The following is a 24253-nucleotide window of genomic DNA, read 5'->3' as shown; positions in this document are numbered from 1 at the left end:
GGATACACCCCGGTGGTGATCGGCCCACGGGCGTGAGTCCTCCGCCCCGCCTGATCGGCCACGGTCCCGGTACCCGCATGGCGGCACCGGCTCGTTCGATCCCACCGGATGGAACACACTGAGGTGAAGCGCGAACGAATCCGGAGTGCTCGCATGGCACCGCAGGAACCAGCCCGGGAGGCCCCACCCCCACCGCTGCACGGCGTCGTCGCGGCGTTGATCGACGAGCAGGGCCTGATCAGCCACTGCACACCGTCCCTGGCGGAGCTCCTGGGCCGTACCGCGGCCGACCTGACAGGAACACCGGCACGCGGCCTGCTCCACGCTCGGCGGCCCGCCCGGTCGGGGGATCCCTCGGGCGGCGCGCCCGGCGGACGGGTCATGCCGCTGAGGCACCGGTCGGGACGGCCCGTCGACGTATGGGTGCGGCTGTACCCGCTGAGTGGGACGACCGCGGTGCTCGCGCTCGGCCTGACCATGGAGGCACTGTCCGCGTGGAGCGACGAGAGCGCGCTCGGGAGGGCCCTGCTGACCCAGCAGGCCTGGCAGATCGCCATCCACGGCCCGGATCTGCGGGTACGGCGCGCCAGCCCCGCGGTGGCCCGGGCCGGCCGGCCGTCGGCCGGGGGCGACGACCCGTTGTGCGACATGCCGTCGATCGAGGGCGGCGGCACCGGCGCGGACCTCCTGCGCCAGGTCATGGAGACGGGGACCCCCGAGGTGGCCGCTTCCGCCGTTCTGTGCGCTCCGCGGCCGGGAGCCCGCGACCGCCTCTATTCCATGACCGCGGCCGCCCTGCACGACTTCCTGGGGCGTCCCGACGGCGCGATCTCCTCGCTCATCGACGTCACCGAGCGCTACCGTTCCATGCGCCAGCTCGACCTGGTCTACCGGGCCTCGCACAGCATCGGAGGCAGCCTGAACGTCGAGCGGACGGCGCAGGACCTGGTGGAACTCCTGGCGCCCGCGCTCGGTGACCTCGCCGCCGTGGAGATCTCCGAGGCCGCGCTGCGCGGCGGTGAGCCGCCCAGCACCGTCCAGGGCCTGCGCGGCGACTTCCGGCGCGTCGCGGTGAAACACACCCACGGCCCCTGGCCCGCCAACCAGCTCCAGGCCGGTGAGCTGCTGCCGCACATCGCCGACCAGCCCGGCTTCCGGCGCCTTGAGCGGGGCGAGGTGCTGGTCGCCGAGAATCCGCACGAGTACGCCGCGTTCCTCGGCGGCGATCCCGGCTCGGCACGGATGATCCCCGACGGCATGCACGCCTCGATCGGCGCGGCACTGGTGGCGCGCGGCCGGGTTCTGGGGTACGTACAGGTCTACCGGACACGCCAGCCGTACTCCTTCGACGGGCAGGACGCCAAGCTCCTGAAGGAGATCGTCACCCGTGCCGCGCTCGGCATGGACAACGCCCGCCGCTACACCCAGGAACACCGGATGGCGGTGATGCTGCAGAACAGCCTCCTGCCACCGGTTTCCGGCAGCACGGCCGCCGTCGAGACCGCCGGTGTCTACCTGTCCGCCGAGGGTGACGCCGGTGTCGGCGGGGACTGGTTCGACGCGGTCTCCCTCTCGTCGCTGCGCACGGCCCTGGTGGTGGGCGACGTGATCGGCCACGGCCTCGGGGCGACCGCCACCATGGCCCGCCTGCGCACGGCGGTGCAGACCCTTTCCGACCTGGACCTCGGTCCCGACGAGCTGCTGGCGCGGCTCGACGACCTCGTGCACCGCATGGCCGAGGAGGCGGAACATCCCGACACCGTGGGAGCCTCCTGCCTCTACGCCGTCTACGACCCCGTCAGCCGCCGCTGCTGTCTCGCCAGCGCCGGTCACCCGGCCCCCGTCGTGGTGCTCCCGGACGGGACCACACGTTCCATCGACATCACGTCGGGACCCACGCTGGGTGTCGGGGGCATGCCCTTCGAAGTGACCGAGGTGGAACTGCCGCCGGGCAGCGTCCTCGCCCTCTTCAGTGACGGGTTCATCGAAGCCACGAGCACGCCGGGGGGCGGGGACGACCTGCACGGCCGGCTGCGCGACGCCTGTCGCCCGGGCCGGACACTGCACGGCATGGGCCGCGAACTGACCGCACCGGTCCGGGCCGCGCCCCACCCGGCCAGGGACGACGTCACCCTCCTGCTGGCACGGACGCGCACCATCCCGGCCGCCCACATGGCGGACTGGCGGTTCCAGCCCGAGCCCACCGCGGTGGCCCACGCGAGGGAACTGGTCCGCGACCGGCTCAGGCAGTGGAACCTCGAAGAGGCGCTGTTCAGCACCGAGCTGATCGTCAGCGAGCTGGTCACCAACGCCATCCGCTACGCCCAGGGACCGGTCGGGCTGCGGCTCATCCGTGATCGGGTGCTCATCTGCGAGGTCACGGACTCCAGCGACAGCCAGCCGAGACTGCGCCGGGCACAGACCACGGACGAGGGGGGCCGCGGCCTGTTCCTCGTCGCCCAGGTCGCCACCCGATGGGGCAGCCGGTACGGGATGTCCGGCAAGACGATCTGGACCGAGCAAGCACTGGCCCCCGCCGAGTCGCACTGAGCCTGCCCCGTGGTCGTGCCCCGCCCCGCGCGCCGACGAGGCCCCGGGACGAGGAGTGCCGTCACCACCGTGGCCCTGGGGGTCGGGCGGCCGTTCCCCTTCCGGAGGGCGCGCCGGTCCGCTCGTCGCGCGGGGGTGGGCCGTCGCGTCCCGGCCGCAGCGGCGGCCCGGTACGGTGCCCGGTCCAGAGGGCCGGGACCGGCTCGGAGCCGGGCGTGCCGCCGGGCCCGCGAACCGACCGGCGCTGGGGACGGAGCCGGTCGGGTCAGTGCAGGGTGAGGTAGCCGGGGGCCGGCAGCCGGGTGGCCTCGGTCGGCTCGTGGACGTCGGCCATCGCGACGAAGAGCAGGGCGACGGCGAGGGCACCCGGGTCCGGGACGCCGATGGCGTGGTCCCCCACATAGCTGGCGCGCCCCCGCCGGGGGCGCAGGGAGGCGGTGGCCAGTGCGCCGCGGACGGCGGCCTGTGCCGCCGCGGTGAAGGGCATCCCGGCGGTTTCGTCACGGGCGGGGTCGGCCAGGGCCTCGGCGGCGGGGGCGAGGGCGTCGACCAGGGTGCAGTCTCCGGGACGGGCGCCGCCGACCCGCCGCACGGCGGCCAGGCCGGCCGCCGTGGCGTCGGCCAGTGCCGTGCGGGACGGTGCCTGATCGCCCGGCGAGACGGAGGCCAGGTGCTGGAAGAGCAGCCCGAACAGCGGGCCGCTGGTGCCGCCGACGTCGTTCAGGAACGCCTCGGCGAGGGCGGCCGTGCCGCCGGCCCCGGTCTCGTCGGCCAGTCCCACCGCGCGCCGCACGCCGCCGGCGAGGTTGTCCCCGAAGTCGCCGTCGCCCACCAGTTGGTCGAGCCGGGTGAGGTTGTCGCGCACCTGGGTGACGATGAGCGCGTAGCGGTCGAGAACAGCCCGGCCTCCTTCGGCGCGCCGCTCGGTCACCCCGGGGCCGCTCCGCCGGGGCGGGGCCGGCGGCGCGCCGGCCGCGGCGAGGGTGCGGCGCGGCAGGACCAGCGGGGTCTCGGTGGGGGCGGTCCACAGCTCGGTCCAGCCGGCCTCGAGCCGGGTGAGGGTGAGCGAGAACCCGGCCATGTCGAGGGCGGCGGTGTAGGTGCCGGGGACGATGACGACGGGCCGGAGGTTCCGGGCGAGGAGCTGGTCGTTCAGCAGAGTGCTGATGGCGTGCAGTTCCAGGCTGGTGGTGGCGCCCAGGCCGTTGACCACGGCGAGCACCTCGTCGGGGCCCGGCGGGAGGGCGTCGAACAGGTCGTCGGTCATCCGCCGGACGAGTTCCCCGACCGGCGGGTGGGCGATGGTCCGGGTGCCGCGTTCTCCGTGGATGCCGACGCCGTAGTCCAGTGTGCCGGGGTTCAGGGTGAACGCCGGGGCGCCCGTCGTGGGCGACGTCTGGGCGCGGGCGGCGACCGCGACGCTGCGGGAACGTGACACGACGTCGGCGCCGAGGGCGGCCAGCTCATCCAGCGGGGCGCCCCGGTCGGCGGCGGCGCCGAGCAGCTTCTCCACCACCATCGTCGCCGCGGTGCCCCGGCGGCCGGTGGCGCTGTCGGCGGCACCGGTGGCCACGTCGTCGTCGACCAGGACCGTGGCGACGGGGATCCCGTCGTGCCGCAGCCGCTCCGCGGCGATCTGGAAATTGATCACATCGCCGGTGTAGTTCTTGACGATGTGCAGCACCCCGTCGCGCCCGGCGGCCGCCACGCTCGCCTCGTAGATCTGCCGGTTGTGCGGGGAGGCGAAGATCTCGCCGGGACAGACGGCGTCCAGCCCGCCGCGCCCGAGGAGTCCGGTGTGGAGCGGCTCGTGGCCGGATCCGCCGCCGGAGACGAGGCCGACCCGGCGGTCGGGGTGCGGTGCCCGCGCCCGCAGGTACAGCGGGGCCGGGCTGACCTCGATCATGCCCGGGTGTGCGAGTGCCAGGCCGCGGGCGGCGGTCAGCACGGGGTCGGTCTCCGGCAGGAAGTAGCTCATCGAGGCGTTCTCCGTCAGGGTGCGGGTGGGGCGGGCGGTGGACGCGTCACGGGACCGCGGCCGTGCGCCATGGGCTGTCGGCCGCCGGCTGTGGGCCGGTGGCCGGGGGCCCTGGAACGGTTGCCCCACCATGACTGCCCTTCACCCCCCAAGATCGGCACTGAGAGGTTCCGGTAGTCGTGGGTTCCGGTCGGAACGCCGGTGTGCGATGCTGCCACCTGCGCCGATTCGGGCGACACCGGTGCAACGCACCTCTGGCTCACCGGTGGGCGACTCCATCTTTGCGAGGTATTTACTGATGGTGGACGCGCGACGCGAGGATCTCGGCCGGATGCTGCGCGCCTGGCGTATGGCGAGGGACCCCGAGCTGATACCCGCCCCGGTTCCCTTCCGCGGTCACCGGACCTACCTCACCCAACTGGACATGGCGCTTCTGCTGGGGGTCTCCGAACGCTGGTACCGCGCCCTGGAGAAGGGCGAGGACCGCAGGTACGGCGTGGAAATGATCGCCGGCGTCGTACGCATCCTGGACCTGTCCCCCGGACAGGCCGCAGCCCTGTACCTCGGCACGGGCCACCAGCCACCACGGCGCCCCACCGCCGCACGGCCGGCCCCGGCACTGGTACGCCTGATGCACCAGCAACGCTGCGTGAGCTTCCTCGCCGACGAGGCGTGGGACGTGGTGGGGGCCAACGCCGTCGCGGCCCGGCACTGCCCGTGGCTGGTCCGCGACGGCGCCAACGTCATGACGTGGGCGCTGTCGGGCGAAGCCCGCTATCAACTGCGCGACGGGGAACAAAGCTGGGTGGTGGTGCTCCTGGAGCGGCTCCGGCTCGACTGGCAGCGCCGGCCGGACAACCGGCGACTGGACGAGGTGGTGCGGACGGTGCGCCGCCTGCCCGCGATCCGTGCACTGTGGGATGCCCCCGCCGCCGTGGCGCCCTCCGGCGGCGACGGGGCGGTCATGCGCATGTACTTCCCGCTGGTCGCACCCGAGCCCATCGCGGTGCACGTCACGGCCTGCTCCCCCTTCGACGACCGCTCTCTGAGGTGGGTCGTGATCGCGCCGGTGGACGGGACCATCGACTTCCCCTGAGCCGGCCGCTGCACCGGATCCACCGGATCCACCGGATGCGGCCGTACCCGGAGCCACCGGCCGGTGAGGGTGCGCCGGCCGGAGCTGACGAAGTCCTGGACGACGGGACCGGAATTGCTCGGTCCGTCGCCGAGCGGCACCGGCTGGCTGGTACCGACCGGTGACGGGACGGGTCAGGTCCGGGCTCCTCCCCCACCGATCACGGGGTCCAGTCGCCCAGCCAGTCCGAGACCTCCTGGGACGCGGCCTGGTGGTCGGTCAGGTGGGGCCGGTCGGTGCTCTTCGGGCCGGCACCCGGACCGGTGTTCATGTACTCGGCGAAGCGGTCGTCCTTCCAGGGGAAGCCGCCCATGTCGGTCCAGGGCGTGCGCTTGATCGCGGCGCTGAGCTTGGAATTCCGGACGGTGACCTGCGGGTCGGCCGCCCTGTCGCCGCCGGGGTGCCAGTTGCGGCCGAGGTGGAAGGAGGAGGCGGTCACAGCACCGTCGATCGTGGAGCGGTGGATGAGGATGCCCTTGCGGCCCGCCTGGGTGCTCGGGGCGGTGATGTAGCCGGCCGAAGTGCCGTTCCAGCGCTTCTTGAGGGTGATGACCGACTGGTCGATCACGGCGGTGGCACGGCCGAAGATGAAGTCGACGTTGCCGACGATGTGGGAGTTGGTGACGTGGACGCGGCCGGGCTTGTCCCTGGCCGCGGTCTCCAGCTCCAGGGTGTCCTGGTCGCCGGTGACGATGACGCCGTTCAGCACGATCCTGTCCGCGGTCGTGAGCAGGGCGACCGCCTGGTGGTCCTTCAGGGACTGGTGCGCGGCCTCGTCGAAGTCGTTGGCGACGGTGAGGTTGCGGAGCTGGGAGTCGTCCGACCGGATGGCGACCGTGGCGCTGCCCGGAGTGCCGTACGCGCCCGACCCGTCCGGCTTGCGCATGCCGGCCGCGTTGCCGTACACGATCACGGTGTCCTTGCTGGTGCCCGAGCCCTGGATGGTGACGTGCGGCTTGTTCGCCGGGACGTTCACCGTCTCGCGGTACGTACCGGGCTTCACGGAGATGACCACGCGGGAGGGGTTGTTGACGGGTACGGCGTTCACGGCGGCCTGGACCGTCTTGTACTGGCCGGTGCCGTCCTTGGCGACGGTGAGGGTCCGGGCGGCAGCGGTGGTGGCCGCTCTGCCCAGGGAGACCCTCGGACCGGCTCCGGATTTCACCAGCGCCGGCACGTCGCCGGCGGCGTCCAGGGTGTAGCCGTAGTACTTCTTCGGGTCGAAGGCCGTGCCGCCGCCGTTCTCGTTGCGTCCGCTCGTGCCGGAGAAGACGTTGCCGCGCTGGGTGAGGGCGGCGGTGGCGTCCCTGGTCACGGGGTTGTTCATGCCCAGGAAGTAGGAGTTCTCCAGCAGCATCCGCGTCCTGCCGCGTGCGTAGTTGCCATAGGAGGACTTGATGGACGTGCCCGGGGCGTCCTCCATGAAGTTGTTGTAGAGGTGCGCGTGGGCGGCGTTGTCCGTGGACGGGTTGCGCTGCTCGGTCTCGCGGATCCAGTTGTGGTGGATCGTGATGTCGGTGACGACGTTCTGGGTCCATCCGATACCGAAGGCCTTGTTGGCGTTGCTCAGCCTGTTCCAGGACACCGTCACGTACGTGCTGTCCTTGCGGACGTCGATCAGTCCGTCGGCGGTGTGCCGCAGGTCGTTGTGGTCGATCCACACGTGGTGGGCGCCGTCCATCTGGATGGCGTCGAAGTCATGCTCCTTGTCGTTCCACACGCCTTGGTAGGAGTCCCGGATCGTCAGGTTCCGGATGATCACGTTGTGCACGCCCCGGCCGAGGAAGAAGCCCCCGCCGACAATGTGCCCCAGGGTCCCGGAGCCGATGATCGTTTTGTCCGAGGCGACCTTGATCTCCTTGCCGACGGGGTCCATGTCGATCGTGCCGGCGACGACGATGACGTACGGCTCCGAGGCAGTGGCGTACTTCTCGAGGTCGGCGAGCGTCTTGACGGTGACGGTCCGGCCGCCCCGGCCGCCGTATGTGCCGTTCTGCCCAAGGGCGTTGGCCGAGGCGAACCCGTCGGCGGCGGCAGCCGCCCCGGACGGAGCCTCCGCCGCTGCGGCCCTCTCCTCCTCGCCCAGTCCGAACACGGACCCGTACGCCAGAACTCCGGAGGCGGCCAGCGCCACCGGCACGCCGATTGCCAGGGCCCTCTGCGGTCTGCGGTGACGGGCCGGGCGGCGGGTCGAGCTCATGTGTGGTTTCCGTTCTGTGAAGGAGCGACGATCGACCTACGGTTGCCGCCGGGGCCGCAAGGGTTGCCGTGCTCCTCGCACAACACGAAGTGGTCGTCGGGGGGGGTGCGTGCGGTGGCGCTGAACGTTCCGACCGGACCGGGCGACCGCCCTGGCTCCGCGAGGCGCCGCGCATCCGGGGGATCACCCGGCCGGGCGGGTGCGCCGGTACAGGACCCCCCACGGACCGGCGACCGTGTGGGCCTGGCTCCGCGGTTGTGCGGTCGCTGCCGGACGGCAGGCACCCGACCTCTGGTCCCGCCCCGCCGGCCCGGGCGGGCAGGTCCCGATGCGTCAGGGGGCTGTCGGTGAGCCGAGCAGCGAACGGGGCCGCTCCTTCAGGATCGCCTCGGCATCGGTACTGATGCCACGGACCACGGCCGCGGCCGGGCGGACGGCCTCCACGAGGGAGGCTGACTGACCGTAGGAGATCGCGCTCGACTCGGGGTCGGGTGGGGCCTCGAACGGGTTGACCCCTTGCGGGGGTGCGAACTCCTCTCTGCGCTCCCGCAGCGTCGCCTCACGCTCCGACCACTCGTCGGTGAAGCGATTGCGGCGCACGCGCGCGCCGACGGCCGTCGGCCATGGCAGCCCCGAGACGATGTCGTAGGCCCGCGTCCACACGGTGTCGCTGCCGTCGCTCTCGACGATCAGGCGCTTGTGGATGTCGTGCACCTCGACTGCCTCGGGCGTGGCCAGGAAGGCCGTGCCCAGCCAGGCACCGTCCGCGCCGGCGGTGAGAGCGGCCGCGAGGGTTCGCCCGTCGGCGATGCCCCCAGCAGCCAGCACCGGGACCTCCGGGTACCGCCTCACCACCTCGGCCAGGAACGGCAGCAGTCCCATGGTCCCGGTATGGCCACCGGCCTCGGTTCCCTGCACCACGAGGACATCGGCCCCCGCCGCGACGGCCGTCTCCGCGTCCTGGTAGCTCTGGACCTGGCACATCACCCGGGCACCCGCCTCCTTCGCCCGGCCGAGCCACGGCCGAGGATCGGCGAACGACAGCGCGACGACTTCCGGTCGCTCCTCCAGCGTGGCGTCGAAAAGCGGCTCGGTGAAGGAGAGGAACGGCGTGATGAAGCCGACTCCGAAGGGCCGGTCCGTGCTCGCGCGGATGGTCGCGATCTCCGAGCGGATCCAATCCGGCCCCCGCCCGGGATGCGTTCCCCCGAAGCAGCCGAGCCCGCCGGCGGCGGAGACCGCGGCGGCGAGTGTCCCACCGCTGTGCAGACTCATGGGAGCAGACATCACCGGATACGTGAGCCGGAACATTTCGGTGAATCTCGTGCGCAGCATGGAGCGAAGCTAACGAACCAAGCGGACCGCACCCACGCGCAGCGCGGCACCGGGCCAGGATGCGCACCCGGCCGGCGTCCCGTTTCGCGACGCGTCGTGACACCTCTCCGAGCCCACCCGGGCGGGATACCGGCGTTATCCGGTCAGCCTGGGTGGTTGCCGGATAAACCATGCGTGACCGACCGCAGGTCAGGCGCCCGGGGGCGGCCGCGGCGCAGGGGTGACCCTGGGTCAGCGCCCGGTCGCGCAGCGCGGGCCCCCACGCTGAGCAGCCAGAACGACCATTCGGTCGCCCGGCATGGACGGGATGTCTGCAAATCGGTCATCGATGTGCACCCGGCCTTCACTTCCGCCAAACTCAGCAGCGTCCAGACCACAAAGGGCAGACAACTTCCGCGTCTCGCCTTTGAATTGAAAGGGATCTCCTCATGCGTCGCCACCTCGCAGCTGTCTCCGCCGCCACCCTTCTGGGCCTGGCCTGCGCCACCGGCGTCGCGCAAGCCAAGCCGGCCAGCCTCTACGCCCCGTCCGCCATGGTCCTCACCGTCGCACAGGGCGAGGACCAGGCCACCGTCGTACGGGCGTCCACCCTCAGCTGCGCACCGACCGCCCAGGGAACGCACCCCGATCCCCAGGCCGCCTGTGCGGACCTCGCCGCCACCGCCGGTTCCCTGGACACCCTCCTGGCCGCGCCGGACTCGAACCGCGCCTGCCCGATGCACTACGACCCCGTCACCGTCACCGCGGACGGGGTATGGCAGGGCAAGCGCATCGCCTGGAAGCACACCTTCTCCAACGCGTGCACCATGTCCGCGACCCTCAACGGAAACTCGGTCTTCGCGTTCTGAGGCACCGCCACGACCAAGCGTCCTCCCGCGCGCGTCCACCGGGCCGGGCCCTTGCGCGGCCCGAGGCCAGGTCCACCGCGACGTGGTCGTGGCCGTGCACGGCTGGTGCCCTCCCCCGCGAGGCACCGCGCCCGGCGAGGGCGGGAAGGCGACATCCGGCCCGGACGGGCCACGGACCGGACGCCCGGCAGGTTCCGGCCCGGTGGCCGGACGGTTCGAGCAGCCGCTGAGCCACAGCACCGGCCCGCCGATCCACACCGCCGACCGAGCGGGCACGTGCGACGGCTCCACATCGCCGTGGCCGAGGCGCGGCTGGAGCGGCGCGCCTTCGGCGCGTCGGCGCAGCGCACCCACGGCGCCCTCGGCCCCCGCGCTGTACGAGGGGACGGGGCGCCGTCGCTGAACCGGACACCGGTGGCCTCGCCGTCGGCGGTCGGCTCGGACCCCCGCCTCACGGCGCCGGGGCGTCCCCTGCCGCGGGTGGTGCCGAAGACGCGGGGCGGGTCAGGCGTCGACGCGGAGCTTGACGAGCCAGTCGACCATCGCGGGGTCACGGTGGTCGAAGAACAGCGACGCTCCGGTTTCCAGGGTGGCGACGGCCGCCATCTCGTCGTCCGTGAGCGCGAAGTCGAAGACGTCGATGTTCTCCGCCATACGCTCGGGCCGTACCGACTTGGGGATGGCGACGACGCCGCGCTGGACGAGCCAGCGGAGCACCACCTGGGCGACCGATTTGCCGTGCCCGGCCCCGATCTCACTGAGCAACGGATGGTGGAACAGGTTGTTCCTGCCCTCCGCGAAACCGGCCCACGACTGGATCTGCACACCACGCTCGCGCATGAGCTCCTGGTCGGCGGTGCGCTGATGGAACGGATGGGTCTCGACCTGGTTGACCGCTGGGGTGATCTCGTTGTTGGCGATCAGGTCGACCAACCGGTCGGGGTGGAAGTTGGCGACGCCGATGGTCCTGGCGAGGCCCTCGCGGTTCAGGGCTTCCATGGCGCGCCACTGGCCGTACACGTCACCGTAGGGCTGGTGCATCAGGTACAGGTCGACGTGGTCCAGGCCGAGCCTGGCCAGCGACGTCTCGAAGGCCCGCCGGGCGTTCTCCTGGGCCGGGGCGTCCTGGATCCACAACTTGGTGGTGACGAACAGTTCCTCGCGCGGGATTCCGCTGTTCTTGATGGCGCGGCCGACGGCCTCCTCGTTCCCGTAGGCGGCCGCCGTGTCCAGCAGCCGGTAGCCGGCGGCGAGGGCCTGGGTGACGGCCTGCTCGGTCTCCTCCGCCGGGATCTGGTAAACGCCGAAGCCGAGGATCGGCATCTCGGCGCCGTTGTTCAGCGTGACGTTCCGCATGGGTGGTCCTTCCATCGGTGACAAGGGACGGGGCCGTGAACCGGTGCCGGATCGGTGCCGCTCCGGCGGGAGCGGGACCCGCCGGCAACCACCGTCGCGTCTTTTCGTCCTCGACGGTAGGCCGGGTGGGTCGAGGAGGTGTCGAAGGGCGGTGGCCCGGAGGCACGTGAGAAAAGCGGTTGCGGCCGGTCGGGGTCGACCCCCGAGGATGACCCTGTGCGAGTCGGAGTCGTGGGTCTCAGGAGGGGGACTCCACCTGGCGGTGTGGTGCCGCAGGGTGGGCATGGACGTAGTGGCGGCCTGTGACCGCGCCCCTGAGCGCCGTACGGCGTCGGCGGCGGAGTTGGAGTCGGTCCGCGCGCCTGGCGAGCGGGCCTGGGCGGTCAGGATCAGGACCGAGGGCTGGGCGGCAGCGGACGGCCGCACCCGTGAGGAGGGACGCCTGCCGGCCCGGTTGTTTCTCGCGGGTGAGCCGGTGGATCGCGGAGTCGAGGGAACGGTGCGATTGCTCCAGGCGTTCCGGGCAACGGTGGCGGAGGGCAGGCCTCCGCTGGTTTCCGTACGGTCCGCCGTGGCGGCGTCTCCGGTGGGCGTGCTCGGCGCGCAATCACTGGCGAGCGGTTCCCGCCCGGTCCCGATGCCCCCGTCCCGGGTGTGGTCCGCGGAGTGGCAGCCATGGTGCGCCCCATGGGCGGCCCGACACCCGCCGGACGCCCCGCTGTTGACGAGTTGAGCGCATGGCGCGGGCTGGGCAGGCTCCAGCCACGACCTGGAAGAAGATGCCCAACATGACCTCTCACCTGTACGCGCTCTGCTTCGATGCGAACGACCCCGTCCGTCTCGCGCGCTTCTGGGCCGGTGTCCTGGGCTGGGAGACGGCCGACGACTCCAGCGACGGCGTGACCCTCCTGCCGAGCGATGACACCGGCTTCCGGATCCGCTTTCTGCCCAGCCAGGAGCGGAAGACGGGCCAGAACCAGACGCACTTCGATCTGACGAGCACGTCCCACGAAGACCAGCAACAGATCGTGGCGAGGTCGCTCGCGCTCGGCGCCCAGCACATCGACATCGGTCAGGGTCCGGAGGAGGACCATGTGGTGCTCGCCGACCCCGAAGGCAACGAGTTCTGCGTCATCGGGCCGGGCAACGACTTCCTCACCGACTGCGGATTCATCGGAGCGCTCGCGTGTGACGGCTCCCAGGAAGTCGGGTACTTCTGGAGCCGAGCGCTGGGCTGGCCGTTGGTCTGGGACCAGGACCAGGAGACCGCGGTCCGCTCGCCGCACGGCGGTCCCAAGATCACCTGGGGCGGTCCGCCCCTGATGCCGAGGACCGGGAAGAACCGGCTGCACTTCGACCTCGCCCCGCCTGCCCATGGTGATCAGCAGGCGGAGGTCGACCGCCTCGTCTCCCTCGGGGCGACTCGAATCGGCATCGGCCGGGACGAGGTCGGCCGGGTGGTGATGGCCGATCCCGACGGCCAGGAGTTCTGTGTGCTGCCCCCGCGATGACGCGTCCGGCAAACGGCCGCTGCCTCGCCGGGCGGTGGCCCCAGGCTTCGGCCTCCGGGCAAGCGCGGGTACGCCGACAGCACCGCTGACCCCGGTCCCGGTCCTCGTGTCCGCCAGCACGGGGCGACCCCATGGGCAGGGGCGCGGGCGTATTGGTCACGTATGCCGGCACGGGCACCCGTGCGCCTGATCGTCCTCACCCTGAGGGCTGACAGCTCCGCGCGCGAGGCCCCGGCACGGCGTGTCCGGGGCCTCGCCCGGGCGGGAGAGCGGGGCCGGGACCGTCCCGGACGCGCCCGGGCCGTCCGGGACGGGCACGCCCCCAGCGCGGGCTCCGGCCCCGGCCGCATACAGCGCTCGCGTCGGCGGCGGCGTCTGCTTCTGCTTCTGCTTCTGCTTACGGGCGAGGCCGTCCTGGACGGCCTCGTCCGGGGGTGGGCGGCCTCGGGGAAGTGCCGGGTGGGGACGGGTGACGGTCACCGGTGCACACGGACGCCCTCCGACAGGAAGGTGATGTCCACGGCCCCGGGGCACGGCGCCCGACATCTGGTCGCGGCCGGCGCTTGACGCGCGGGCGTCGTCGGCGGCGGGGCGCCACGTCCCGCGGCGAGGGCGGGGCCACGGGTCCCCGTCCGGACGGGGACGGCCCGGCTCGTCGGGACCACCGGCGCCGGAGGGGCACGGACCTGGTCGATTGCTGCATCCGGGCGGCCCGTTCGCCGGGAAGGGGCGGTAAGGGCCCGGTACGGGGATGGAGTGCAGCATGGACTGCGAAGGCGCGCGGATGAGGGCGGCCGGTGCGACCGGCGGGATCGGTGGTGCCGTCGCCGGCCGGCGCGGACGACGTGGTTCCGTGCCCGCTCCCCCCGGCCGGCACGGCGGGCGATCGGCCGGACCCCCCACCGCTGGCCTACAGTGCCCCGGCGTCGTGGGCGGGGTGGCCGCCGTGCCGGGGCCGGCCGGAACGTACTCGTCCTCGTGTGCCGGGCAGCGCCCTCCGGCCCGCGTGCGGGAAGGCGCATGAGCGGCGAGCGTACCGCGGGTGCCGGGGCCGGCGCGGCGGCGGACGGGGAGGCCGACGTCGTGATCGTCGGGGGCGGGGCGGCGGGGCTCTCACTGGCCCACGCCCTGACCGCCCCGGGCGCCGCCCGCCCGCTGTCGGTCACCCTGGTGGAGACCCCCCGGCGGTCCCTCCGGCCACCGGCACGCACCTGGTGCTTCTGGCAGGAGGGCCCCAGCGGCTTCGACGAGGCCCTGGTGGCGTCCTGGCGGCGGCTGCGTGTGCGGGGCCGGGACGGTGGCGTCGTCGACGGGGAACTCGGCGCCATGCGCTACCACATGCTCCGGTCCGACACCTTCGAAGCGCTGGTGACCGCCCGGCTCACCGCGCGCCCCCGCGTGCGGCTGCTCACGGCGACGGCCGAGGCGGTGCGCGACGTACCCGGTGGCGCGGAGGCCGTGTGTGTCACGGCGGACGGGCGCCGGGTCACGGTGCGCGGCCGGCACCTGTACGACTCCCGGCCGGCGCGTACCCTGCCGCCCGCCCGCAGCACCCTGTTGCAGCACTTCCGCGGCTGGTTCGTCCACACCTCGGAACCGGTCTTCGACGGGGACGTCGTGGAACTGATGGACTTCCGGGTGCCGCAGCCACCCCACGGACTGGCATTCGGCTACGTGCTTCCGCTCGGTCCCGCGCACGCCCTCGTCGAGTACACCCAGTTCTCCCCCACCCCGCTCGCCGGACCCGCGTACACAGCGGCCCTGCGGCACTACACCGACGAGGTCCTGCGCCTCGGGCGGTTCACCGTGAGCGCGGTCGAACAGGGGGTCATCCCCATGACGGACGCGCGCTTCCCCCGCCGGACCGGTGCCCGGGTCCACCGGATCGGGGCCGTCGGAGGTGCCACCCGGCCCGCGACCGGCTACACCTTCTCCGCCGTACAACGGCAGTGCGGGGCGGTCGCCTCGGCACTGCGCGCGGGCGACGAGGACGGGCGGCTTCCCCCGCCGCACCGGCGCCGCTCCCTCGCCATGGACGCCGTCCTGCTGCGCGCCCTGGACACCGGACGGGTCAACGGCCCCGACTTCTTCACGGCGTTGTTCCGCGACGTCCCCACCGAACGTGTGCTGCGTTTCCTCGACGGCCGCAGCACATGGTGGGAGGACCTGCTCATCGGCTTCTCCACTCCCGTCGTGCCGATGCTGCGCACGGGCGCCGAGTTGCCCTTCCTGCCCCGCAGGCCCCACCCCGGGCCACCCGGAGGGGGCCCGGGTGGAGGCTGACGCGCGGCGGCCCCAGCCGCCCGGACCCGGCCACGCCGGCGCCTTCGTCCGGGCGCCCCGTCCCCGCGTGTCCCCGCGTGTCCCCGCCCGTTCCCCGGCCAACCCGTCCGTGCCGTCCGCGTCCGCAGAAGGGACACCCCGATGAGCCGTTCCATGTCGTCCGTACCCCGCAGGGGACGTGACCGCAGGGCCGAGGTGCTGATGCCGGCCCCCGGGCACGCGGGCTTCAACCGCTACGGGCGTTCCGGTGGCCCGGCGCCGCGTGCCGCAGTGGTGGGCGGCGGCATCGCCGGCCTGGCCACCGCGACGGCGCTGGCCGAGCGGGGGGTGCGGGTCACCCTCCACGAGAGCCGGCCCGTGCTCGGAGGCCGCCTGGCCGGTTGGCGGACCGAACTGGCGGACGGTACGACGGTGACCATGAGCCGGGGCTTTCACGCCTTCTTCCGGCAGTACTACAACCTCCGCGGGCTGCTGCGCCGTGCCGATCCCGCTCTCTCCGCGCTGCGGCCACTGCCCGACTACCCACTGCGCCACAGCAACGGTCTCGCCGACAGCTTCGCCGGCGTCCCCCGCACTCCCCCGTGGAGCGTGCTCGGCTTCGTGGCCCTCAGCCCGTCCTTCGGCTGGCGCGACCTCACGGCCATGAGCCCCGGGGCGGCCCTGCCGCTCCTGGACGTCCGCGTACCCGATGTGTACGCCCGCTTCGACACCGTCAGCGCCTGGGACTTCCTACGGGCGGTCAACTTTCCGGAAGCCGCCCACCACCTGGCCTTCGAGGTCTTCTCACGCAGTTTCTTCGCGGACCCCCGCGAGCTGTCCGCGGCGGAACTGCTGCTGATGTTCCACATCTACTTCCTCGGCTCCTCCGAAGGGCTCCTCTTCGACGTGCCGGACGAACCCTTCCCGCAGGCGCTGTGGGAGCCGCTGGCCCGCTACCTCGACCGACTGGGGGTGCGGGTGCTCACGGACACAGCCGTCACAGCGGTGCGCCCGACGGCCGGCGCGGAGCTGCGGGTCGAGACCGAAGGCGGGTCCGCCGAGTACGACGCCGTGGTCCTCGCCCTCGACGTCGCCGGGCTGCGGCGGCTGGTCGCCGCGTCACCCCGGCTCGGGGACGCCGAGTGGCGTGCGGGCGTCGACGCCCAGCGGTCCGCGCCGCCGTTCCTGGTGTCGCGGCTGTGGCTGGACCGCCCCGTCGACGCGGGCCGCCCCGGTTTCCTCGGCACCAGCGGCTTCGACGGGCTCGACAACGTCAGCGTCCTGGACCGGTGGGAGGGCGAAGCCGCCCGCTGGGCGCGGCGCACCGGCGGCAGCGTGGTGGAACTGCACGGCTACGCGGTCGGCGAGCGGGCCGACCGCCGGCGGGTGGAGGGGACACTGCTCGACCGGCTCCACGCCCTGTACCCGGAGACGGCGGCGGCCCGGATCGTCGACGCCCGTCACGAGTGGCGGTCGGACTGTCCCCTGTTCCCGGTGGCCGGACATGCCACGCGTCCCTCGGTGGACACGCCCCACCCCGCCCTGAAACTGGCCGGGGACCTGGTGCGCGCGGATCTGCCGGTGGCCCTGATGGAGCGGGCGGCCACCACCGGCTTCCTCGCCGCCAACTCCCTGCTCCGGCGCTGGGGGGTACGCGGCCATCCGCTGTGGACCGTGCCCAGGAAGGGCCGTTCGCCGGTCCTGCGGGGGCTCGCCGCGCTGGCCGCCGGCCACCGCGGCTGACCGCCCGTCCTCGTGGCCCCCGCCACGGCCGTCCGTCAGCCCGGGAACCGCCCCGTGCTGCGCAGCAGCCACCGGCGCTCCGCGTAGGCGAGGTCGTCGCGCCACAGGCGCCCCGCCGCCCACCGCATCAGCGGACGCAGGGCCGGCGCCGCCGCCCGGGCCACGGCGAAGCCACGGCGGTCGGAGACGGCGACGACCGCCTCCGTCACCGCGGTACGGGGAAGGCCGTCCGCGCCCGGGCCGAGCGGGGTGGCGTGCGTCTCCACCACCGATGTCGCGCCCTCCCCCTCGGTGATGTGCATGACCACCGTCCGGGGCTCGGGGGCGGTGAACACCGCCCGGACCGGGACGACGAACCGGCCCGCGACCCGGAACGACACGTCGACCGTGAACGAGTCGTCACCTCCCTTTCCCGCCGGGGCCCGCAGAACCCTCAGCCCGACGAAGGAGTACGGGTGGAACCAGGACCCGTGCCACGGGTCCAGCCGGTTGGCGACCACGTCCTCGGGCTCGCACCGCCCCACCGTGCCGAACACCGCCTCGACGGCGCCCCGCCGGGGCCGGCGCGGCACGACGGGCCGGTCGAGCGGCGCCTCACCGCCCACCTCGTCCAGGCGCACCCAGGCCAGCACACCGTCGTCGTACGCGGGCAGGGGTTCCCAGCCGGCGAACGGACGGCCCCCCAGCGCCAGTCCGTGCCAGCGGCACACGACCGTCCCGCACACGACCCGGCCGTCCGTCAGTGGCGCGCCGAGGTGCGGACACGCGCCCGGGCCCGCCCTCAGCTCGCCCGTCCCGGTGCGCCACAGGACGACCTCGGTACCGGCCACGGTCCGGCCGAACGGCCTGCCGCGTGCCGCGATGTCGCGGGAGGCCCCGACGACGTACCAGTTGCCCGAGGGGCGTGCCGCCGAGCGCTTCAGGGCGTCCGCGATCAGAGACGGTCTGGCCTCACGCCAGGTGGGTGCCTGCTGCTCCCAGCGCACCCGCCGCCCCGCGCGCAGCGGCAGCCGGCGCCCGCCGGGGCTCCGTGCGTCCGTCATCGTCCGTACCCCTTCCGCTGTGCCGCGGCCACCCCGCGGGTGGTCGTCGTGCCCTCCGGTGACGGCCCCCGGCCGGCCGGCGGGCGGGGACGCGCGTCCGGGCGCAGCCGCGCGGCCAGGATGCCGGCCAGCCCCGCCGCGGCGACCGACGCCCGCCGCCGCCGGGGTACCACGGACCGCCGGTGGACCACGGTGTAACCGTCGTCCGCGATGGCGTCGAGGATGCCGCCGTACAGGGTGCGGGCGGTGCGGATGCAGGGCCGCACGCGTGGTTCCAGCATGTCGATGCCGGGCTCCGCCTCCCGGTACACGCTCCGGGTCAGGTCGGCGGCGGCCCCGAGCGCGGCGCGGACGCGCGGGTCCCGCCGGCCGGTGGCCCGGCACCACTCCAGCAGCGCGCGGTCCGCTCCGTACGCCGCCAGCAGGTCGGCGGGCAGGTACACCCGGCCCCGGTCGAGGTCCTCTCCGACGTCCCGCAGGAAGTTCGTCAGCTGGAAGGCGACGCCGAGCGCGGCCGCGTGCGGGGCCGCCTCCTGACGGGGCACGACCGTGCCGAGCACCGGCAGCATCTGCAACCCGATGACGGCCGCCGAGCCGTGCATGTAAGCGCGCAGGTCGTCATAGGTCGGGTAGTCGGTGACCGTGAGGTCGCTGCGCATGGAGACGAGGAAGTCCCGGAAGTGCTCGTGCGGGATGTCGTACGCGCGTGCCGTGTCCGCGACCGCCCGTACGACCGGCTCGGCACTGCGTCCGGTCCGCAGACCGTCGCGGAGCTCGCGCTCCAGCTCGGCCAGTCGCTCGTCCCGGGCTCCCCGCTCCGCCCCCGTGGCGAGGTCGTCGACGATGTCGTCGGCCCAGCGCGCGAAGCCGTACAGGGCGTGCACGGCCGGCCGCCGGTGCGCCGGCAGCAGCCGGGTTGCCAGGAAGTACGTCTTGCCGTGCCGGGCGTTGAGCCGCCGGCAGTGCAGGTATGCCGCGCGCAGTGCGGGTTGGGTGATGCGGGCCGCGTCGAGTTCCCGTCGGGTCATGGCCGCCGCCCTCCGGTGATGCGGGCCGCCGCCAGCTTCCCGCTGATCAGTACGGTGGGGACGCCCACGCCCGGGGTCGTGCCGCAGCCGGCCAGGACGGCGTTCTCGATGCCCGCGACCAGGTTGCGCGGCCGGAAGGGGCCGGTCTGGGCGAAGGTGTGGGCGACGGAGAACGGCGTTCCCGCCGCATGCCCCTGGGCGGTCCAGTCGGCGGGGGTGACCAGCACTTCCTCCTCGACGGAGTCGGCGAAGCCGTGCAGCCCCCGCTTCTCCAGTTCCTCGACCAGCCGGTCGCGGTAACGCGGCCCGATACGGGCCCACTGGGACGCCGACGGTCCGATGTCGGTGTTGGGGCAGGGAGCGAGCACGTAGTGCAGGTGCCTGCCGTCCGGCGCCAGCCGCTCGTCGTGCGTGGTGGGCCGGGTGATGAGCAGCGAGGGATCGCTCATCAGCCGGCCGGTCCGGGTCAGCTCGTCGAAGGTCTGTTCCCAGGCGCCCCCGAACGAGAGGGTGTGGTGCGACAGTTCGGGCCACGTCCGGCGCGTCCCGGCGTGCAGGACGACCGCGGACGGGGAGTGCCTCAGCGGCACCGGACGGCGCGGCCGGCGGCCCAGCAGACGGTGGACGACCGGCAGGTCCGGTGTGAGGACCACCGCGTCGCAGGCCAGTTCCTCCCCGTCGCGGAGCCGGACGGCTCTGACCCGGCCCGCCGACGTCCGCAGCGCGGTGACCGGACTGCCGTACCGGAACTCCGCCCCCGCCTCCTCCGCGGCGGCCGCCATCGCCACGGGCAGCGCGTGCATCCCTCCCTTGGGGAAGTGGACCCCTGCCACGGTGTCCATGTACGCGATCACGGCGTACGCGGCCAGAGCCCGGGCGGGCGGCACTCCCGCGTACAGCGACTGGAAGGAGAAGACGCGGCGCAGCCGCCCGTCCTTGAGGTGGCGGCCGATCCGGGCGTCCAGCCGCCCGAAGCCCCCGAGCGCCGCGAGGCGGGCGAGGTCGGGGTGCAGCAGCCGGAAGGGGGAGTCGAAGTTGGTGTCGATGAACCGCCTCATCTGCGCCGCGTACAGGGACTCCAGCCAGCGCCGCAGCACCCGGTACCCGTCGGCCTCCGCCGGACCGGCGAAGGCACGGATCCGCTCGGCCATCACCTCGCCGTCGGTGTGGACGTCGATGCTGGAGCCGTCCGCGAACCGGGCCCGGTAGGCCGGGTGCAGCGGGACCAGCTCCACCCGCGCGGCCAGCGAGTCGCCCACCGCGGCGAACGCCTCGTCGGCGAGGTGGGGCATGGTCAGGACGGTCGGGCCGGTGTCGAGGAGGTAGCCGCCCGCGCGCACCCGCCCGGCCCGGCCGCCCGGCAGGTCCTCGCTCTCCACCACCGTCACGCTGCGGCCGCTGCCCAGGAGGTGCAGCGCGGCGGCCAGACCGGACAGCCCGGCTCCCACCACGACCACATGGTCGGTGCGGCCGGGGACGGTCCTCATCGGGCGGTCCCCCTCTGCGGCGCGGTGCCCCGGCGGGGCGGGGTGTCCTTCCCCGGTGCGCCGGCCGCGTCCCGGCCGGGGCTCGTCGTGGGCGCCGTACGGCGCGGTCCGGTGCCCGGGGGCGCCCCCGGCGTGTCCAGGCCGCCCGCGGCACGGACGAGGCGGGCGAGCGCCGCCACGGCGGCCGGGTCGCCGGGCAGCACGGCCAGACGCCGTTCACCGAGCCGGACCAGCCGCCCGATGGCCTCCTCGACGACCTTCCGGGCGCCGGTGTCCTCCAGGGCGGCCCTGGTCCGCTCGACCTCCTCCACCCGCGACGCGCCGGCCGCCCTCAGCAGGCGGCCGGCCGGCGTGTCACCCGCCTCTTCGGCCAACCGCAGGGCCACGGCGCGCAGATAGGTCAGCCTGCCCTCCCGAAGGTCGTCGTCGGCGGGTTTGCCCGTGCGGCACGGGTCCCCGAAGACGCCCAGGAGGTCGTCCCTGAGCTGGAAGGCGACCCCGGCGCAGCGCCCCACCGAGCGCAGCAGCTCCGTGGTGCGCGGGTCGGCCCCGGCGAGGGCGGCGCCCATGGCGAGGGGCCGTTCTACGCTGTACAGGGCACTCTTCAGGGCGGCGATGCGCAGGGCCTGGTCCGGGCCCGTCTCCCCCGCTGCGGCGGCCCGCACGTCGAGGTACTGGCCGGCGGCCATCTCCGACCGCATGGCCCGCCACTCCGCGTGCAGGCGCGGCCCTTCGGGCACGGCCAGGGCGGTGGCGGTCAGCAGGTCGTCCGCCCAGGACAGGGCGAGGTCGCCGACGAGGACGGCCCCCGCCGTACCGAAGGAGTCCGCGTCGCCCCGCATCCCCGCCCGCCGGTGCTGACGGGCGAAGTCGACGTGTACGGAGGGGCCCCCGCGCCGTACCGGGGAACGGTCCATGACGTCGTCGTGGACGAGGGCGCAGACCTGGATGAGTTCGAGCGCGACCGCGACGTCCAGCACCCTCGCGGCCCGCTGACCGTCCGGTGAGCCGCCGCTGACGCGCCACCCCCACCACAGGAACTGCCCCCGGGCGCGTTTGCCGCCCCGCAGGGCGGCGTCGCGCAGCCGCGTGGCGACTTCCTCGGCGAAGACCGGGTCCGTGGTGGCGGCTTCCCCCAGCCGCTCGTCCAAGTGGGCCCGCAAGGCCGCTTCGACCGCTTGGGGCACGACGGGGTCATCCACCGGTACCGGTACGGCCGGGTCGTTCCGCACGGCGTGGCCGTTCCGCGGGGCGGGGCCGCCCGGGACGGCACGGTCGTCCCGCTGGGCCGTCACCGGTTCGTGGCGGTGCCGCGCCAGGCACGGAGCGCCGGGATCGTCCTCTGTCACCCGCATGCCGAGCATGCAGCCCCCTTCCGGGCTCCAACGACTTCGTCGAACACCGCCTCTTCGGGGCGAGGAGCGCGTTCGGATGCGGCCATGACTGTCCCGTTCGCCGTGCGGGGTGTCGCGGAACGTACGAATTGACGTCGTGTGCCTCACCCGGTTCACCGGATTCGCCGTGTCCGGCGGCCGGCGGCCGGCTCCGGGGTACGGGGCGGCTGTCCCGGCCGCGACCGCCCGGGGTGGCGGCCCCGTCCGGCCCGTCCGTCCGGTCCGGGCGCCGGGGCGCGCCGGGGGCGGGCGGCGGGCTCAGACGGCCAGCAGCGCGCCCACCGCGTCCACCGCCTCCTGGAGGCTCAGGGGTCTGAGCGTTCCCGCCACGAACGGCGGCGTCCAGCCGGGTCCCGCGGTCACGACGGCGGGGTGTCGCCGGGCCCCTCGTCGCTCGACCAGCGCGGCGGCCAGCGCCTCCAGCGGCAGGGTGTGCGTCTCGCCCGGCGAAGGGTGGCCCCGCCGCGTGGACGCGCGGACGCGGGCCGGGGTCCGCCCTCGCCCGGCAGCACGCTTGAGCGACCGGGTAGCCGCGCGGCTGCCGGGGACGCGGACGTCGAAGGAGCGCCTTCTTGCAGGCAATACCGGTGAGGACAGCCGCCGTTACGGCACGCCCGCCCGTGGCGGAGACGTGCGAGCCCGAGGAACTGGCCCATGGCCTCCTGCTCGGGGACGAGCAGTCGTTCGCCGCGATCCACCGGCGGTGGGGCGCTCTGGTGCACGCCATGGCCGCCCGTTCGCTGGGGGACGCCAAGGAAGCCGAGGACGTCACCCAGCAGGTGTTCCTGGCGGCCTGGCGGGGGCGCGCCGGGTTCCGCCCGGACCGTGGTCCGCTGGGAGCGTGGCTGGTCGGCATCACCCGGCGCAAGGTCGTCGACGCGCTGGCGGCGCGGACCCGCCGCCTGGAGCTGGCCGGGGCGGCCGGGGCGGAACCGCCGGTGCCGACCCGCAGCCAGGGGTCGGCGGAGACCGTGCTGGACCGGGTCCTCATCACCGAGGAACTGCGCAGACTGCCCCTCCCCCAGCGCCGGGTCCTCGTCCTCGCCTTCTACGAGGACCTCACCCATGTCCAGATCGCCCGGCGCACGGGCCTGCCGCTGGGCACGGTCAAGAGTCACGCCCGGCGCGGCCTGCGCCTCCTGCGACGCCGTATCGAGAACACGTACGTGCGTGAGGTGCCGTGACCTGCCGCCGCGCGAGGCGCGGGCCCGGGCGGTACGCGCCCGGACAGTACGCCGCCGGCCGGGTGGCACGCGCCCGGCCGGGTGGCGGGCCGGGGCGATGAGCCGCGGCGGGTGGTGCGGCTGGTGCGGTCCCGGTCCCGTGGTGGGTGGGGCCGCAGGGCCGGCCGGCGGCGAGGACGCGTCCGGCGCCGTGACGGCCGGCCTGGTGGTGGTGCTGCGAACCGGGCGGCCTGCCGGGTGCGGGGCGGACGGGTTTGCCGGCCTGATCACTCCGTCACGGGCAGGCACTCGGCGAGCAGGGCGACGATGTCGCGCCAGGCCCGCCGCGCGTGCTGCGGGTGGTGGCCGACGCCGGGGAGCACGGTCTGGTCGACCGGCGGGTGGTGGAAGGCGTGCAGAGCGCCGCCGTAGACCACGAGGCGCCAGTCGACGCCCGCAGCCTGCATCTCGGCGGCGAAGGCGTCCCGTTGCGCGGCCGGCATGATCGGGTCCTCCGACCCGACACCGGCCCACACCGGGCAACGGATGCGCGCCGCCTCGCCCGGTCGGCCCGTGGTCAGTCCGTTCACCGTTCCGATCACGCGCAGGTCGACGCCGTCGCGCCCGAGTTCCAGCGCGATGGCGCCCCCGGTGCCGTAGCCGATGGCGGCGATCCGGCCGGGGTCGGTCCGCGGTTCGGCGCGCAACACATCGAGCGCCGCGTGGCCGATGTCCCGCATCCGGTCGGGGTCGGCGAGCAGGGGGGTCAGGCGCGCCAGCATCTCCTGGGGGTCGGTGAACCAGCGCCCGCCGTTGATGTCGAAGGCCAGCGCCACGTATCCCAGCTCGGCCAGGGCGTCGGCCCGGCGGCGCTGGACGTCGTTCAGCCCCGGCCCCTCGGGCCCGAGCAGAACCGCGGGACGGCGGTCGTCACCGGCCGGGAGGGCGAGGTGCCCGATCATCGTCAGGCCGTCGGCCGGGTACTCGACCGTACGAGTGGTAACCGTTGTCATGCGACCGGACTGTAGTGATCACCGCGCCCGGTCGGGCCGGTGTTCACCCCCGGCGGAAGGGTGCCGGTGTGCCTCCGCGGGGCGGCGACGGCGCACCGGATCCGTCATCGCACTCCGCTCCCGTAGCGGCGTTGTCGGCTCACCGGGTGGACCTGCCGGACCTTCCGGCCCCCCGCGCAGGCGTGCCGGCTGGCGGCCGCCGGACCG

Annotated in this window: 16 protein-coding genes; 7 read left to right on the top strand and 9 right to left on the bottom strand. The window is 74.0% G+C overall.

Annotation, left to right across the window (positions count from 1 at the left end):
- The first annotated feature begins 153 nt into the window (after positions 1 to 153).
- Positions 154 to 2550 (top strand): SpoIIE family protein phosphatase, encoded by a 2397-nt coding sequence (locus AB0H53_RS16775; protein WP_362112967.1) that lies wholly within the window; start codon positions 154 to 156, stop codon positions 2548 to 2550.
- Positions 2551 to 2815: 265 nt separating this feature from the next.
- Here AB0H53_RS16775 and AB0H53_RS16770 read toward each other — a convergent pair whose 3' ends face one another.
- Positions 2816 to 4528: a dihydroxyacetone kinase family protein gene (locus AB0H53_RS16770; protein WP_362112964.1), complete on the bottom strand. Its 1713-nt coding sequence runs from the start codon at positions 4526 to 4528 to the stop codon at positions 2816 to 2818.
- A 298-nt stretch (positions 4529 to 4826) separates the two neighbouring features.
- On the opposite strand from AB0H53_RS16770, the gene AB0H53_RS16765 reads away from it, so the two are divergent.
- A complete protein-coding gene (locus AB0H53_RS16765; RefSeq protein ID WP_362112962.1) occupies positions 4827 to 5624 on the top strand; it encodes a hypothetical protein in 798 nt (265 codons plus the stop codon).
- 199 nt (positions 5625 to 5823) lie between these two features.
- Here AB0H53_RS16765 and AB0H53_RS16760 read toward each other — a convergent pair whose 3' ends face one another.
- Both AB0H53_RS16760 and AB0H53_RS16755 read right to left on the bottom strand, forming a co-directional pair.
- Positions 5824 to 7863 carry a pectinesterase family protein gene (locus tag AB0H53_RS16760; RefSeq protein ID WP_362112959.1) on the bottom strand — a complete coding sequence of 680 codons (2040 nt, stop codon included), beginning with the start codon at positions 7861 to 7863 and terminating at the stop codon, positions 5824 to 5826.
- Positions 7864 to 8196: 333 nt separating this feature from the next.
- Positions 8197 to 9198, bottom strand: a complete 1002-nt coding sequence (locus AB0H53_RS16755) for a nitronate monooxygenase (RefSeq protein WP_362112956.1) — start codon at positions 9196 to 9198, stop codon at positions 8197 to 8199.
- Between the two features lie 428 nt (positions 9199 to 9626).
- Between AB0H53_RS16755 and AB0H53_RS16750 the strand changes: the two genes are divergently transcribed.
- Positions 9627 to 10046, top strand: coding sequence for a subtilase-type protease inhibitor (locus tag AB0H53_RS16750; protein ID WP_362112953.1), 420 nt, complete (start codon positions 9627 to 9629; stop codon positions 10044 to 10046).
- A gap of 504 nt (positions 10047 to 10550) precedes the next feature.
- On the opposite strand, the gene AB0H53_RS16745 is transcribed toward AB0H53_RS16750, so the two are convergent.
- Positions 10551 to 11402, bottom strand: a complete 852-nt coding sequence (locus AB0H53_RS16745) for an aldo/keto reductase (RefSeq protein ID WP_362112950.1) — start codon at positions 11400 to 11402, stop codon at positions 10551 to 10553.
- Between the two features lie 788 nt (positions 11403 to 12190).
- Here AB0H53_RS16745 and AB0H53_RS16740 point away from each other — a divergent pair.
- The 3 genes from AB0H53_RS16740 to AB0H53_RS16730 all read left to right on the top strand — a co-directional run bounded on the left by AB0H53_RS16740 (position 12191) and on the right by AB0H53_RS16730 (position 16918).
- Entirely contained in the window at positions 12191 to 12913 is a 723-nt protein-coding gene (locus tag AB0H53_RS16740; protein WP_362112947.1) for a VOC family protein, read from the top strand.
- Between the two features lie 1020 nt (positions 12914 to 13933).
- Positions 13934 to 15196 (top strand): lycopene cyclase family protein, encoded by a 1263-nt coding sequence (locus AB0H53_RS16735; RefSeq protein ID WP_362112944.1) that lies wholly within the window; start codon positions 13934 to 13936, stop codon positions 15194 to 15196.
- Positions 15197 to 15337: 141 nt separating this feature from the next.
- A complete protein-coding gene (locus AB0H53_RS16730; protein ID WP_362112941.1) occupies positions 15338 to 16918 on the top strand; it encodes an FAD-dependent oxidoreductase in 1581 nt (526 codons plus the stop codon).
- Positions 16919 to 16953: 35 nt separating this feature from the next.
- Here AB0H53_RS16730 and AB0H53_RS16725 read toward each other — a convergent pair whose 3' ends face one another.
- From AB0H53_RS16725 to AB0H53_RS16710, 4 genes are read right to left on the bottom strand one after another with little or no spacing between them, the layout of a single operon-like run.
- Positions 16954 to 17961: a DUF5914 domain-containing protein gene (locus AB0H53_RS16725; RefSeq protein WP_362112938.1), complete on the bottom strand. Its 1008-nt coding sequence runs from the start codon at positions 17959 to 17961 to the stop codon at positions 16954 to 16956.
- Entirely contained in the window at positions 17958 to 18989 is a 1032-nt protein-coding gene (locus AB0H53_RS16720) for a phytoene/squalene synthase family protein (protein ID WP_362112935.1), read from the bottom strand. The genes AB0H53_RS16725 and AB0H53_RS16720 overlap by 4 nt, the downstream gene beginning before the upstream one ends.
- Complete coding sequence (crtI, locus tag AB0H53_RS16715) at positions 18986 to 20476, bottom strand: phytoene desaturase family protein (protein ID WP_362112932.1); 1491 nt, start codon at positions 20474 to 20476, stop codon at positions 18986 to 18988. The genes AB0H53_RS16720 and crtI overlap by 4 nt, the downstream gene beginning before the upstream one ends.
- Positions 20473 to 21831: a polyprenyl synthetase family protein gene (locus AB0H53_RS16710; protein WP_362112930.1), complete on the bottom strand. Its 1359-nt coding sequence runs from the start codon at positions 21829 to 21831 to the stop codon at positions 20473 to 20475. The genes crtI and AB0H53_RS16710 overlap by 4 nt, the downstream gene beginning before the upstream one ends.
- A 659-nt stretch (positions 21832 to 22490) precedes the next feature.
- Here AB0H53_RS16710 and AB0H53_RS16705 point away from each other — a divergent pair.
- Positions 22491 to 23054, top strand: a complete 564-nt coding sequence (locus tag AB0H53_RS16705; protein ID WP_362112927.1) for a sigma-70 family RNA polymerase sigma factor — start codon at positions 22491 to 22493, stop codon at positions 23052 to 23054.
- 266 nt (positions 23055 to 23320) lie between these two features.
- Here the strand turns inward: AB0H53_RS16705 and AB0H53_RS16700 are convergent, their stop codons facing one another.
- Entirely contained in the window at positions 23321 to 24046 is a 726-nt protein-coding gene (locus tag AB0H53_RS16700) for a dienelactone hydrolase family protein (RefSeq protein WP_362112924.1), read from the bottom strand.
- Between the last annotated feature and the right edge of the window lie 207 nt (positions 24047 to 24253).

This window comes from Streptomyces sp. NPDC050856 (assembly GCF_040653855.1).
GTDB lineage: Bacteria > Actinomycetota > Actinomycetes > Streptomycetales > Streptomycetaceae > Streptomyces.
This window is presented reverse-complemented; position numbering and strand designations above follow the sequence as displayed.